13 protein-coding genes are annotated in these 13,258 nt (G+C 29.9%); 2 read left to right on the top strand and 11 right to left on the bottom strand.

Going from position 1 to position 13,258, the window contains the following annotated elements; genetic code table 11:
• Positions 1-71: 71 nt before the first annotated feature.
• Both ACY3JM_RS06080 and rapZ read right to left on the bottom strand, forming a co-directional pair.
• Entirely contained in the window at positions 72-1,046 is a 975-nt protein-coding gene (locus ACY3JM_RS06080) for a gluconeogenesis factor YvcK family protein (RefSeq protein WP_463111138.1), read from the bottom strand.
• Positions 1,043-1,936: an RNase adapter RapZ gene (gene rapZ / locus ACY3JM_RS06075; protein WP_463111137.1), complete on the bottom strand. Its 894-nt coding sequence runs from the start codon at positions 1,934-1,936 to the stop codon at positions 1,043-1,045. The genes ACY3JM_RS06080 and rapZ overlap by 4 nt, the downstream gene beginning before the upstream one ends.
• A 71-nt stretch (positions 1,937-2,007) precedes the next feature.
• On the opposite strand from rapZ, the gene ACY3JM_RS06070 reads away from it, so the two are divergent.
• Positions 2,008-3,921, top strand: coding sequence for a transglycosylase domain-containing protein (locus ACY3JM_RS06070; RefSeq protein WP_463082099.1), 1,914 nt, complete (start codon positions 2,008-2,010; stop codon positions 3,919-3,921).
• An 8-nt stretch (positions 3,922-3,929) separates the two neighbouring features.
• On the opposite strand, the gene hisIE is transcribed toward ACY3JM_RS06070, so the two are convergent.
• The 9 genes from hisIE to ACY3JM_RS06025 are packed head-to-tail and all read right to left on the bottom strand — an operon-like array spanning position 3,930 to position 11,100.
• Complete coding sequence (gene hisIE / locus ACY3JM_RS06065) at positions 3,930-4,556, bottom strand: bifunctional phosphoribosyl-AMP cyclohydrolase/phosphoribosyl-ATP diphosphatase HisIE (protein WP_463082100.1); 627 nt, start codon at positions 4,554-4,556, stop codon at positions 3,930-3,932.
• Positions 4,541-5,296, bottom strand: a complete 756-nt coding sequence (gene hisF, locus ACY3JM_RS06060; protein ID WP_463082101.1) for an imidazole glycerol phosphate synthase subunit HisF — start codon at positions 5,294-5,296, stop codon at positions 4,541-4,543. Before hisF ends, hisIE begins: the two co-directional genes overlap by 16 nt.
• On the bottom strand, positions 5,286-6,014 hold the full coding sequence (locus tag ACY3JM_RS06055) for a 1-(5-phosphoribosyl)-5-[(5-phosphoribosylamino)methylideneamino] imidazole-4-carboxamide isomerase (RefSeq protein ID WP_463082102.1): 729 nt from the start codon (positions 6,012-6,014) through the stop codon (positions 5,286-5,288). The genes hisF and ACY3JM_RS06055 overlap by 11 nt, the downstream gene beginning before the upstream one ends.
• Positions 6,011-6,613: an imidazole glycerol phosphate synthase subunit HisH gene (gene hisH / locus ACY3JM_RS06050; RefSeq protein WP_463082103.1), complete on the bottom strand. Its 603-nt coding sequence runs from the start codon at positions 6,611-6,613 to the stop codon at positions 6,011-6,013. Before hisH ends, ACY3JM_RS06055 begins: the two co-directional genes overlap by 4 nt.
• The gene (gene hisB / locus ACY3JM_RS06045) at positions 6,610-7,170 is read right to left on the bottom strand and encodes an imidazoleglycerol-phosphate dehydratase HisB (RefSeq protein ID WP_463082104.1); all 561 of its coding nucleotides are present in this window, start codon (positions 7,168-7,170) and stop codon (positions 6,610-6,612) included. The genes hisH and hisB overlap by 4 nt, the downstream gene beginning before the upstream one ends.
• Positions 7,167-8,219, bottom strand: coding sequence for a histidinol-phosphate transaminase (gene hisC / locus ACY3JM_RS06040; protein ID WP_463111136.1), 1,053 nt, complete (start codon positions 8,217-8,219; stop codon positions 7,167-7,169). The genes hisB and hisC overlap by 4 nt, the downstream gene beginning before the upstream one ends.
• 4 nt (positions 8,220-8,223) lie before the next feature.
• Positions 8,224-9,480 carry a histidinol dehydrogenase gene (hisD, locus tag ACY3JM_RS06035; protein ID WP_463082106.1) on the bottom strand — a complete coding sequence of 419 codons (1,257 nt, stop codon included), beginning with the start codon at positions 9,478-9,480 and terminating at the stop codon, positions 8,224-8,226.
• On the bottom strand, positions 9,467-10,093 hold the full coding sequence (hisG, locus tag ACY3JM_RS06030; protein ID WP_463083634.1) for an ATP phosphoribosyltransferase: 627 nt from the start codon (positions 10,091-10,093) through the stop codon (positions 9,467-9,469). The genes hisD and hisG overlap by 14 nt, the downstream gene beginning before the upstream one ends.
• A complete protein-coding gene (locus ACY3JM_RS06025) occupies positions 10,075-11,100 on the bottom strand; it encodes an ATP phosphoribosyltransferase regulatory subunit (protein WP_463082107.1) in 1,026 nt (341 codons plus the stop codon). Before ACY3JM_RS06025 ends, hisG begins: the two co-directional genes overlap by 19 nt.
• A 92-nt stretch (positions 11,101-11,192) precedes the next feature.
• Between ACY3JM_RS06025 and ACY3JM_RS06020 the strand changes: the two genes are divergently transcribed.
• The gene (locus tag ACY3JM_RS06020) at positions 11,193-13,256 is read left to right on the top strand and encodes a phosphodiester glycosidase family protein (RefSeq protein ID WP_463111135.1); all 2,064 of its coding nucleotides are present in this window, start codon (positions 11,193-11,195) and stop codon (positions 13,254-13,256) included.
• The last annotated feature ends 2 nt before the right edge of the window (positions 13,257-13,258 follow it).

Genomic DNA, 13,258 nt, shown 5'->3' with positions numbered 1-13,258 from the left:
GAAAATCCTCCTCCCTTTATTAACTTTATATTATAGAATTTTACAATCTTTTGTCAATTTATAAAACTATTTTATTCTATAAAATTTTTAACAAGGAAATTGGAAACTTTATAAGGATCGTGTCTTACTACGTTTGTTTCAGAAATAAAATCACCAGAGATTATCTCCACATTCAAAGCCCTAATATTTTCTATATCAGGATGAACAAAATCAGCTCCACTTTCTTGATATTTTTTAAGTATATCATCCTTTGGCTTTTTATTATTTAAAATTATATAATGAAAAATATTAAAACCAATATGCTCAATGATAGCTTTTAAATGATCAGAAGCCTTATATCCTGTTGTCTCTCCTGGCTGAGTCATGACATTACAAATATAAATAATTTTAGCTTTATCATTTAAGTAAATATTTTTCAAGGTTCCTTTGATTTCATCAAGAATAAGATTTGGAATTATACTTGTATATAAACTTCCAGGACCAACAATTATAATATCTGATTTTTTTAATGCATAAATAGCTTCAGGGGTTGCACATATCTTTTCCCCATCTTTTACTGGTATCAATTCAATCTTCTTAATTCTGCTTTTTTTATAATTTGAAATAGCCGTCTCTCCAATAATTTGAGTGTCATCCTCAAAAATTGCTTTCAACCTTACACGATTTAATGTGGATGGCAATACCTTACCTCTTATGGCCAATACTTTGCTTGTTTCTTTTATACCTAATAAGAAATCACCTAAGATATCTGACATAGCAACTAAAAATAAGTTCCCAAAAGAATGCTCTTTTAATCCTCCTTCTTTAAATCTATATTGAAATAGCTTTGCCATCAACGATTCTTCATCTGCCAAAGCAACAAGACAATTACGTATATCTCCAGGAGGTAAAACACCTAGTTCTTCACTAAGTCTTCCTGAACTTCCACCATCATCACTAACAGTTACAATAGCACTTATATTAAGAGGATAATATTTTAACCCTCTTAATATATTAGATAAACCTGTTCCCCCACCAATAGCTGTTACATTTCTTATTTTATTCATATTTTTATATCTTTATCTATATCTCTATGGAAAATTTTCACATTATACCTATCTGATAAATAATTCCCTATTTCATTTGCTATAACTACTGCCCTATGTCTTCCACCTGTACACCCTATTGCAATATTAAGATTTGTTCTTCCTTCCTCTTGATAAAGGGGAATTAAAAAATCTAAAAGTCTTTTTAAGTAATCTAAAAATTCTTTTGCTTCTTTAGTTTCTAATACATAATTTCTTATTTTTTCATTTTCACCAGATAAAGGTCTTAACTCTAAAATATAGAATGGATTGGGTAAAAACCTCACATCAAAAACAAGATGTGCATCAATAGGTACCCCATATTTAAAACCAAAGGAAGTAATTCCTACCATGAATCTTAATTTAACATTGGAAATATCTTCGGATACAATTTCAAGTATCTTATCTTTAAGCTTTTTAGTACTCATATTAGAAGTATCAATTATATGGGTTGCCATTTCTTTTATCTCTGATAATTTCTGTCTTTCCAGTTTTATACTTTCGAAAATTCCTATACCCTCTTTATCTAATGGATGTCTACGTCGGGTTTCATTATATCTTCTTACTATAACCTCATCCTCAGCTTCTAAAAATAAAATTTTATAGTAAACATTTAATTTTTTAATATTATCTACCATTTCTCTAAAATCTTCTAAGAAATTTTCACTTCTTATATCTATAACTAAAGCAATTCTTGATATTTTGCCATCAGTAGAAAAACAAAGTTCTATAAGAGTAGGAACAAGCTTGGGAGGTATATTATCCACACAGAAAAATCCTAAATCTTCTAATATACGTAATGTTTGCGACTTTCCTCCCCCTGAAAGTCCTGTAATAATGTAAAGACTAAAGTTATCTGTTTTTGCTTTCATATTGTTAAAACCTTCCCTGATTTTATATAATACATAATACCATATGTTTTAAGGAGGTACAAAGAGGAAAAATGACTAAAAAATACATAGAAGAAGTCGCAATAAAAAAAGGAAAAAGATGGAAAAAAAATCTTTTATATATATTAATTGCTATTATTAGTTTAATTTTACTATTGGGCTTATCCTTAGCAATATATGTTTTTTTAGTGATAAGAGAAGTACCACCTATTGATAAATGGATGGAAATAAAACCAAGTCAAACAACTATAATATACTCTTCTGATAATAAAACACTTGGAAAAATATATAAGGAAAATAGAATTTACGTACCTCTATATAAAATTTCTCCCTATTTGCAACAAGCTGTAGTAGCCTCTGAAGATAAAGAATTTTATAATCACAGTGGTGTGAGCTTAAGGGGACTTATAAGAGCAGCTCTTATTGATCTATTACATTTAGAGAAAAAACAAGGGGGAAGCACTATAACTCAACAATTAGCAGAATTATTATTTTTAAATCCAGAAAGAACAATAAAGAAAAAGATAAAGAAAATATATATAGCTTTACAACTTGAAAGATATTTTACAAAACAACAAATATTAGAAATGTATTTAAACCTTATTTATTGGGGTCATGGAGTTTACGGAGCAGAAACTGCAGCTCAATTTTATTTTGGAAAAAGCGCTATAGACTTAAATATACCTGAATCAGCACTTCTTGCTGGTATTATTCCTGCACCTGAAATTAATTCTCCCTATAGAAATCCTGATTTAGCTCTAAAGCTAAGAAACATTGTTATAGAGAAAATGTACAATCTTGGGTATATATCAGAAGAAGACTATAAAAAAGCTATAAAAGCACCTCTTGGCATTGTGAAAAGAAATAATCCAAGCTCTGGTTATATAGCTCCTTATTTTTTTGATTTTGTATTAAAAGACCTCATTAAAAGATTTGGAAAAGATATGGTATATGAAGGCGGACTTAAAGTCTACACAACTATAGACACAAAAATTCAAGATATGGCTGAAAAAGCACTTTTAAAAATTATAAATGAATATGGGAAAAAATATAACGTAACCCAGGGAGCTTTGTTTTGCTTAGATCCCAATACTGGATACATCAAAGCATGGGTGGGTGGTTTAGATTATAGTAAAAGTCAATTTGATAGAGTCTATATGGCTGTAAGACAACCTGGGTCAGCATTTAAACCATTCGTATACTTGACTGCTCTTCAAAAAGGTTTTAGACCATGGGATTTGATTGAAGAAAAAGAATTAACCTATACTTTTAATAAAAAGGAATGGAAACCCAAAAACTATGATGGAAAAATACATGGTACCGTTACACTTCAAGAAGCATTAGAAAATTCATATAATATAGCAACCATACTCCTATTAGAGGAAATAGGCGTAGGTGACGTAATTAAAAATGCAAGAAAACTTGGAATAGAGAGTCCTTTAGAACCAAGTTTAGCACTTGCTCTTGGTACTTCAGGTGTAACCTTATACGAAATGGTAAGAGCTTATTCTAGTTTTGCAAACGGAGGAAACAGAATTACTCCTATAGCGATCTTGAGAGTAGAAGACAATAATGGAAATATAATATATAATGCAATTCCTGAAACCACACCTGTTATTGAAAGAGATGTAATATCAACACTTGTCAAAATGATGAAACAAGTAATAACAAAAGGTACAGGAAAAAGAGCAAATATTGGCAGACCTGCAGCAGGAAAGACAGGAACAACAGATGATTATAGAGATGCTTGGTTTATAGGTTTTACTCCAGATCTTTGCACTGGGGTCTGGATGGGTAACGATGATTACACCCCTACAAATAAAGTACCTGGCGGGCTACTCCCAGCTATGTCATGGAAAGAATTTATGAGTAATGCTCTTAAAGATATTCCTCCAAGAGATTTTGATTTCTTAATAGAATATTCTGTACCTGTCACAGAAACCTCTAATCAAACAAATACTCCATAAAAACCAACTTAAGCTCTATGCCTTCTAATTAATTCCTCAATGATATCCTTTAACCCTATATTCTCTTCTACAAGTACTAATAAAAGGTGAAATAAAAGATCAGAACTTTCATAGATAAAATCATTTCTATTGTTCTTCATCCCTGCTATTATAGTCTCAACTGTCTCTTCTCCTAACTTCTGAAGAATTCTGTCTTTCCCTTCTTTAAACAGTTTTGCAGAATAAGACTCTCCTGGAAGTTTTTCCTTTCGATCTCTCAAAAATTTCTCAAGATAAAAGAGAAAACTATCTCCTGAATTTTTTGCTCTGTAAAAACAGGAAAAATTACCTGTATGACAAGCTACTCCTATTTGCTCTACTAATAAAAGAATAGTATCCTTATCACAATCAACTGCTATATCTATAACCTTCTGAAAATGTCCTGAGGTTTCCCCTTTATGCCAAAGGGCATTTCTACTTCTACTAAAATACCATGCTTCGCCTGTCTCAATTGTTCTCTTTAGTGCTTCTTCATTCATGTATGCTAACATCAAAACTTTCCCTGTTTTATAATCTTGTACAATAACTGGTATTAATCCTTTCTCATCATATTTTAAATCTTTAATAAGATCATCTATATTCATAATCTTATCCATATACCCCTTTCTTTTAAGTATTCTTTTACTTCCCTAATACTATATGTTCCAAAATGAAAAATAGAAGCAGCAAGTACCGCATCAACTCCAATATAAAGGGCTTTATATAAATCCTCCAAATTACCTGCACCACCTGAAGCAATAAGAGGAAGATTACAGTAATTTAAAGCCAACTCTAAAAGTTCAAAATCATATCCAGCCTGATGTCCATCTGCATCAATACTTGTTAAAAGAATTTCACCAGCCCCTCTTTTTTCTACTTCCTGTATCCAATCCTTAAAATTTATACCTGTCGGCTCTTTACCCCCTTTAACATAAACTTCCCACTCTCTATTATTTCTTCTCTTTACATCTATAGCTACAACCAAACATTGACTTCCAAATTCTTCTACTATTTTATTTATAAGATCAGGATTTTTGACAGCAGAAGTATTAATAGAAACTTTGTCAGCTCCAGCCTTAAGAAGATTTCTTACGTCTTCTATATCTCTTATACCTCCTCCTACTGTCAAAGGAACAAAAAGTTCTTCTGCTACTTCTGAAACTACCTCAATAAAAGTTTTCCTGTTTTCCTCACTGGCTGTTATATCTAATAAAACCAACTCATCCGCACCTTCTCTCTCGTACCGATGAGCAAATTCCTTAGCATCTCCTACAACTCTAATATTTCTAAAACTTGTTCCTTTAACGACCTGTTTTCCAATAGTATCTAAACACGGAATTATTCTCTTAGCCAGCATTTATAATTTGATTAACCTCCTCCCAATCTAACCTTCCTTCAAGAAGAGCTCTTCCCACAATTATGCCTTTTATTCTCCCTGTTACCTTTGCTAATTCCTTGATCTTTATGACATCTTCTATAGAGGAGATCCCTCCTGCAACCCAAATATCCCAATTGTTTAAATTCAAAAAGTTATTAATATGAGATATGTTTATACCTTTCAATGTACCGTCACGCGATATATCAGTAAAGATAACTTCTTTAATATTTAACGTTTCAAATTTTTCTTTAATATCATCCCATTCAATAAAATTTTTCCACCCTTTTATTCCAATCTTTCCTTCTTTCCAATCTAAACTTGGTATAATTTTCTCTGGAAATTCATCGAATATCCTTTTAAGTAAATTTATGTCCTCCACTAAAATACTACTCACAATAACTCTCCAAACACCCCAATCTAATGCGTTTTTTATTTTTTCATAACTTCTAAATCCCCCTCCTACCTCAACAGGAATATCTATTTCCTCTATTATTCTCTTTATAATTTCCTTATTCTCATCATTGTTATCTATGGCAGATTGTAAATCTATAACATGTAGAGCCTTTGCTCCTTTTAAATACCAATATTTTGCAAGTTCAATAGGATTATCAAACTCTAAAACAATCTTTTCCTTTTTACCCATTTCCATCCTAACAGCTTTCATTCCGAAAATATCAATAGCAGGAATGACAATCATTTTTTACACTCCTTAATAAAATTTTCTAATAGCTTTATTCCATAACTACTACTTTTTTCAGGATGAAATTGGACTCCAAAAATATTTTCTTTTTCTATGTAGGATGGAAATTTTATTGAATATTCTGTTAAACCAATTACAATATCTTCCTTAGGATTAACATAATAAGAATGAACAAAATAGAAGAATGAGTTATTTGGAATTCCATTTAGAAGTCTACCATGCTTTTCAAATTCTACATTATTCCATCCAAGATGAGGAATTTTTTTGGCAGGTAATTTTTTCACTTTTCCCTTGAAAACACCTAATCCTTTTTCCAATTTAGATTCTTCACTTTCTTCAAATAAAATCTGAAGTCCTAAACAGATACCTAAAAAATATTTATTTTTAAGAATCTCTTTTAATGCTTCATCTCTCGAATCTTTTTTTAGCTCCGATATAGCTTGAGCAAAATTTCCTTGGCCTGGAAATACAACTGCATCTCCTCTAAACCAATCTTCAGGATCTTTACTTACTATGGTCTCTACTCCTATATATTTTAAAGCCTTCAAAATACTAAAAAGATTACCACTCAAATAGTCTATAATTACAACTTTCATAATATCCTTCCCTTTGTAGATCTTAAACTATCTATAATTTGACTTGCATCTTTAATAGCAAGACCTAAACCCTTAAAAATTGCCTCTTCAATATGATGTGTATTTTCCCCTGAAAGAATCCAAATATGCAGTGTAATACCTGCCTTATTTACAAAAGCTCTTAGAAACTCTTTTACAAGTCCACCTTTTAGAAGTTCTCCATCATCCCTAAAAGAAAAATAAGGCCTTCCACTAATATCTATTACTACCATCACAAGAGCATCATCCATAGGAATAATTCTCTGTGAAAATCTATTAAAATTGGAATCTTTTATTGCAGTAATAAAAGCCTCCCCTAAAACTATTCCTGTATCTTCTATTAAGTGATGAGGATCTACCTCTATATCTCCTTTGGCTATAATATTTACATCCCATTGCGCATAAAAAGAAAGGGCAGTTAAAAGATGTTTAAAATAAGGAATAGGATATTCTCCATCAAAGTTTCCTGTTCCATCTAGATTTATATCTATCTTTATATATGTTTCCTTTGTCTCTCTTTCAATGCTGGCTTTTCTCATGAAAGCACCTCACTTAATATTTTTAAGAAAAGATCATTCTCTTTTCTATCTCCTATTGATACCCTTAAACAATTTTCTAAAAGTGGTTCTTTACTAAAATCCCTTAAAGAGATACCATTTTCTTGACATCGTTTCAAGATTTCATCCTTCTTATCAGATCTAAAGAGTATAAAATTGGTAACAGAAGGATATACAATTATTCCCTCCATAGTTTTCATCTCTTTATAAACTCTTTCCTTTTCCTTTTTAATTATATCAATCTTATCTTTTAAATAGTCCCAATAAGAAAGAAGAATTTCCCCTGCAATCTGAGAAAAAATGTTTAAATTATATGGCAGTCTAAAATTATCCAAATATTCTATTACCCTTGAGTTAGCGATAAGGTATCCTAATCTTATTCCTGCAGAAGAAAAGGCTTTAGAAAAAGTTCTTAAAATTAAAAGATTTGGTAATTGATTAATATAAGGAAGAAAAGTTAAACCAGAGAATTCAAAATAAGCTTCATCTATCAATACAAAACCAGAGAAATCAGAGATTTTTTCTAAATCCTTTTCTTTTATAAGAAAATTACCAGTAGGATTGTTGGGATTTGTCAAAATTAAAAGCTTTGGACTATTCTTAAAGGTTTCTCTTAGCTTTTCAAAATCTAATGAAAAATCTTTTTCATTAAGATATGTTTTTATAATCCTAACATTTTTTTGCTGAAGCAATTTTTCATATAAAGGAAAAGTAGGAATAGGAAGAACAACTTTATCTCCTTCTATCAACAGCCCATTAAAAATGATTTGTATAACCTCTCCTGAGCCTGTACCTAAAAGTAAATTCTCAGGACTTACCCCTAAAAAATCTGAAAGCTTATTTTTAAGGTTTTTAGCACTACCATCTGGATATCTATTCCATGGGGTTTCAGCTAACTTTTTTAAAATTTCTTCCTTAATGTATAATGGTATATCATAAGGATTTTCATTTCTTGAGAGTTTTATAGGAAGATCAGGAATATTTACCTTATAACCCTTATAATCACTTTTAATAATATCTTTCCAACCCAATTACCTAATCTCCTTTCTTAAAGTAGTTTTTTAGACTCTTTTCATGCATATCAAAACCCTCTTCTCTTGCCATTATACTTCCAAAATATGATAATCTTTCTTTATCTTCATCAGTTAATTTTACAAAACTTATTCTTTTTAAAAACATATTAACATTTAAACCTGAAGAAAATCTTGCAGAACCACCAGTAGGAAGAATATGATTTGGCCCTGCAATAAAATCCCCAAAAATAGAAGACTGATTTATAAAAATAACCCCTGCATTCTTTATGTAAGGTAAAAATCTTTCTCCATTAGGATCCACAACCTCTAAATGTTCTGGAGCTATAGTATTTATAATCTCTATGGCTTTTTCTTCCCTTTCTTCCACTATAATATAAGCATTTTTAATGGATTTTTCTAAGATATCTCTTCTTGATGACTTATTTATTTCTTCTTCTATTTTCTCAACTACAAGATTAAGTCTTTTTTCGTCTAATATTAACCAGCCACGATCAAAAGGTGAATGTTCTAACTGGGCTAAAAAATCACACACCACTATATTTATATCTATATCTTCTGATTTCAACCATACACAAACCTCACTGGGACCAAATATACCATCTATTCCCACATCTCCAAAAACCTTCTTTTTAGCAATAGCCACATATAAATTTCCAGGTCCAATAATCATATCTACTTTAGGAACAGAGTAAGTACCATAAGAAAAAGCAGCTATGGCATGAGCTCCACCTAATAGATACAACTCCTTTATACCAAGTTTATTAAGAGTATAAAGAAGATTTTTATCATCTTTTTTGCTTGGAGGAGTAGTTATATAAATATCTTTTACTCCAGCTATTTTAGCAGGGATAGTACCCATAACAACAGTAGACGGATAGGATGCTCTACCTCCTGGAACATATAATAAAACCTTCTCCATTGGTACTAATAGTTGCCCTAATAAGCTTCCATTTTCAGTATAAAACCAAGAATTTTTATATTCATGGCTATAAAAATTCTGAACCCTTTTTATCATTATATCTATAGCTTCTGCAAAATCTGATGAAACCTCAACCTTATCAGGTACAGAGATTTTTAATCCATTTTTCTTTATATCAAAATTATCAAATCTTAATGAAAACTCATATAAAGCTTCATCCCCCTTTTCTTTAACTAATCTTATTATTTCTTCCACATCTTTTTCAATTTTATCGATCTCTTTTTCCTTATCTTCTGCTAAAAGAAAAGGATTAAATTCATAACCTTTAATTATTTTCATAAATGTTCTCCACCTCTTTCAGAATATCTGATATCTCCTTTCTTTTCCATACATAACTGGATATATTAGCTATTAAACATGCAGAAGATTCAAAAAGAATTTCTTTAACAACAAGCCCATTTTCTTTTAATGTTCGACCTGTTTCTACTAAATCCACAATATAATCTGATATATTTAAAATAGGACCCAATTCAACAGATCCGTTAAGTTTTATTATTTTTATTCTATTCCAACGATTATTGAGATATCTCCTTGTAATATTTACATACTTAGACGCAATTTTCACTTCTTCCAAATTCTTATCTTCAGGAAAGCCTGCAAGTACCATTTTACAATATCCAAAAGGAAGTTTAATCAATGAGACCACTTTCCTTTCTTGTTCTATTATTATGTCCCTACCTATAATTCCCAAATCAGCAACTCTCTCCTCCACATATAATGGGAGATCCCATGGTTTAGCCAAAAAGATTTCAAACCTTTCTCCTTTGAACTTCAATTTCCTGTTTGAAACATCATCCTCTAATGATGGATCTAAAATCTTTAAGAAATTTAATGCTTGTTCTAACATTCTCCCCGTAGGAAGAGCTATTCTTATTAAAGGTTCTCTATTAATATGATCTCACCATCCTTTTCTAATTCTTTTATATTTAAACCTTCTAATTCCTTAGGTACAAAAACAGCAATATTACCCTTCCTTCTTTCTTCCTCAATCAATTTCTGAATTTTATGAAAATCCTTTTCAGAACAAACATAATATTTTTTATTAATTTTCTGGTTATGATCATTTATATTTTTTAACAAATCTTCTTCTACAAAAGCAAAACCTGTACCAAAAATTTTTTCCCCATTTTTATTCGTGGCCACATAACTTCCTCCCCCTCCTAAGGCTTGCTTCATATCCTCCAAATAAACCTCAAATATTAGTCCGTTATAGTATTCAAAAGGTCTAATAAAAGCTGGATTTATTAATATAGATTCCGATGAATATCCTAAGTTTATCAACTCTCTTTTAAAAGAGTTTAATGACTTAAGTTCATCATTTAAATCTTTATCATAAAAGGAATAACTATCTTCAAAAAATAGGAGTTTTTTAATATCATTTAAAACATTTGTTGATAAAGAAAGTTTCTCTAAATATTCCATTAGAGATACATAATCTTTTATTAGTAAAAGATTTTTTAAACTCTTAATCTCCTCTTCTTTAATATATTTTCTTAAAAAATTCCAAATGTTTGTGTTACTTATTTCAATAATATAATTTTCTATGCCTATTTTTTTAAATATATTTTTAATGGTTAATAATATCTCTAAATCTCTCCAAAGAGAAGGTGAATATATAAGTTCCCAACCGATTTGAAATTTTTCTTCTATACTATATCCGTTAAGGCTAAAGACAGGTCCCATATAAAAAAGTCTAATAGGGAAGTTTTCCCTTTTTATATTTCTTAATATTTCAGAGGTCATTTCTGGACGAAGAGATAACAATTTACCATTTTTTTCAAAAAATAATAGGTTTTCATTTCCCCATAAATTTTCTGAAACTATAGGGATTCTAATCTCTGTATACCCCCAAAGTTCTAACTCTTTTCTAATTATATTTTCTATGTTTATACTCTTCATTTATTTATCACTTTAAATTATTAAAGCAATAAAGATTATATTTAAAAATATATTTTTTGTCAAGAGAAAGCTCATAAGATATAATATTAAATATGAGTAAGGCAATTAAATTTATACAACCCCTAATTTTTATCCTACTTTTAGTATCCTATATATTAGGAGCAGAAAGCTTTTATATAGCTCCTTCTATAGAGTATAAAAAGGTTACATCAGATGGTTTAGTATATCACATTACTTCAATAAATCAATTCGATTCTTTATTAGACATAGAAACAGTGGTAACAAACACAAAACTTTCAGATGTATTAAAAGAAAAGAACTACGATATTATTATTAACGCAAACTTCTTTGATCCTAATAGTAAAGAGCCTGTTGGACTTGTAGTTAAGAATTATGAACTGTTACATTTACCTATAAAAAGGGGGGTCTTTGGAATAACCTCAGACAATAAAGCTATTATAGATATTTTTAATATCAACATAAAATTAAAAATTGACAATACAATAATACCAATTAATAACTTAAACTCTCCTCGTGGGGCAGACCAAATCACAATTTTCACTAAATTCTTTGGAAAAGAGACCAAAATATTAGATAATGCAGTAGCCGGAGTTGATATAGAAGTAAGTTTAGATGATAAAATTCCATCCTTAGGTACAACCTCAGGCAAAATTTCTAACATATATTATGGGGTAAAAAAATCTATTATTAAAGATAATTCTTGTATTATATCTTTAGGAGGTACTGCCTTAAAATATCTTCCTTTCTTTAGTTTAAATAAAAAAATAGAAATAATAGTTGAAAGTAATCCTCCTATAAGGTTAAAAGAAGCAGTATGTGGAGGACCTATTCTTATAAAAAATGGTGAAATCGTATTAGATAAAACAGGAGAAATTCCTTTCAACTCAAATATCATCAACTCAAGACATCCTCGTACTGTTGTAGGAATTACAGATGATAAAATTTTCTTTATAGTGATAGAAGGGAGAAATAATAATTCCTCAGGTCTTTCTATTCCAGAAACATGTGAACTTGTAAAAAATATGGGTATTAGAGATGCTATTAATCTTGATGGGGGAGGATCAAGTCAAAAAATAATTTGGGGAAATTTAATCAACCAAGTATCAGAAAGAAGTGTTCCAGTAGGAATAGGAGTTAAAAATAACTATCCTTACAAAAATCCTACATATCTAAGCTTTAAAGAAAAGGACGATATCTATATAAGAAAAGGAGAAAAATTAAAATTGGAGCTATTACTTCAAGATGAAAATTATCATCCCTATTCTATTACATATACAATGTTAACATGGACCATAGCCAATGATAATATAAACTTTAATCCCTCAATATTAGAGGTAGAAGGAAGGGAATTAGGAGAATCAAGTCTAACAATTTATTTATCCAATTTGGAGGCTTCTAAAAAAATATATGTATGGGACTATGTAGCATTAAAAATAGAGATTGATGAGGATAAAGTATACTTGGGGGATAGTATTCTCCCTAAAATATATGCTATAGATAATCTTCAAAGGGAAAAGATTCTTTCATTAGACGGATTAAAATTTGACCCTAATTATTTCAGGAGAAATGGAAAGGGATTAACTGCTATTAACCCAGGAATTACAACCATAACGTATACATTCAGTAATCTTTCTGCGACTTATACAATAGAAATTGTGCCAAATACAATAGAAGATTTTGAAGAAGACAAGAAATGGAATATAAGGGGAAAAAATTATAATCCTGATAGTACATTTTACAAACTTACATCAGATGCATACACAGGAAAAAGTTCTTTTATGTTAGTTTATGATTCAAAAGAAGAAAATTCTTTTATCTATGTTGATTTAAATATATCAATTCCTCCTGATAAAATTTCCCTCTCTATTGCACTAAAAGGGCAAGGAAATGGCTGGATTAGGTTATTATTTTATGATGACGATGGAACCCCATGGGTAATGGATCTAACAACAACACTACAATATAACTTTAATAAATGGACAACTATTAATAAAGATCTCACAGAAATAAGACCTTTAATATCTATAAATAAAAATACTCCCAAAATTCCTATTAGATTAGCTAGCATCTATTTAGTTGGATTAAACAATAAAATCTTTGGAAACCTTCTCATTGATAGCTTAAATTTTAAATAAAA

It is taken from the genome of Dictyoglomus sp. SSW, assembly GCF_055181335.1.
Note: the sequence above shows the minus strand (reverse complement) of the source record. Positions and strands in the feature narration are given on the sequence as shown.

Bases quoted from the DNA above. Each gene is read 5' to 3' on its own strand.
- ACY3JM_RS06080 (WP_463111138.1), bottom strand. From the start codon at position 1,046: ATGAATAAAATAAGAAATGTAACAGCTATTGGTGGGGGAACAGGTTTA.
- hisIE (WP_463082100.1), bottom strand. From the start codon at position 4,556: ATGGATAAGATTATGAATATAGATGATCTTATTAAAGATTTAAAATAT.
- ACY3JM_RS06020 (WP_463111135.1), top strand. From the start codon at position 11,193: ATGAGTAAGGCAATTAAATTTATACAACCCCTAATTTTTATCCTACTT.
- ACY3JM_RS06025 (WP_463082107.1), bottom strand. From the start codon at position 11,100: ATGAAGAGTATAAACATAGAAAATATAATTAGAAAAGAGTTAGAACTT.
- ACY3JM_RS06055 (WP_463082102.1), bottom strand. From the start codon at position 6,014: ATGATTGTCATTCCTGCTATTGATATTTTCGGAATGAAAGCTGTTAGG.
- hisB (WP_463082104.1), bottom strand. From the start codon at position 7,170: ATGAGAAAAGCCAGCATTGAAAGAGAGACAAAGGAAACATATATAAAG.
- hisF (WP_463082101.1), bottom strand. From the start codon at position 5,296: ATGCTGGCTAAGAGAATAATTCCGTGTTTAGATACTATTGGAAAACAG.
- hisH (WP_463082103.1), bottom strand. From the start codon at position 6,613: ATGAAAGTTGTAATTATAGACTATTTGAGTGGTAATCTTTTTAGTATT.
- hisD (WP_463082106.1), bottom strand. From the start codon at position 9,480: ATGAAAATAATTAAAGGTTATGAATTTAATCCTTTTCTTTTAGCAGAA.
- rapZ (WP_463111137.1), bottom strand. From the start codon at position 1,936: ATGAAAGCAAAAACAGATAACTTTAGTCTTTACATTATTACAGGACTT.
- ACY3JM_RS06070 (WP_463082099.1), top strand. From the start codon at position 2,008: ATGACTAAAAAATACATAGAAGAAGTCGCAATAAAAAAAGGAAAAAGA.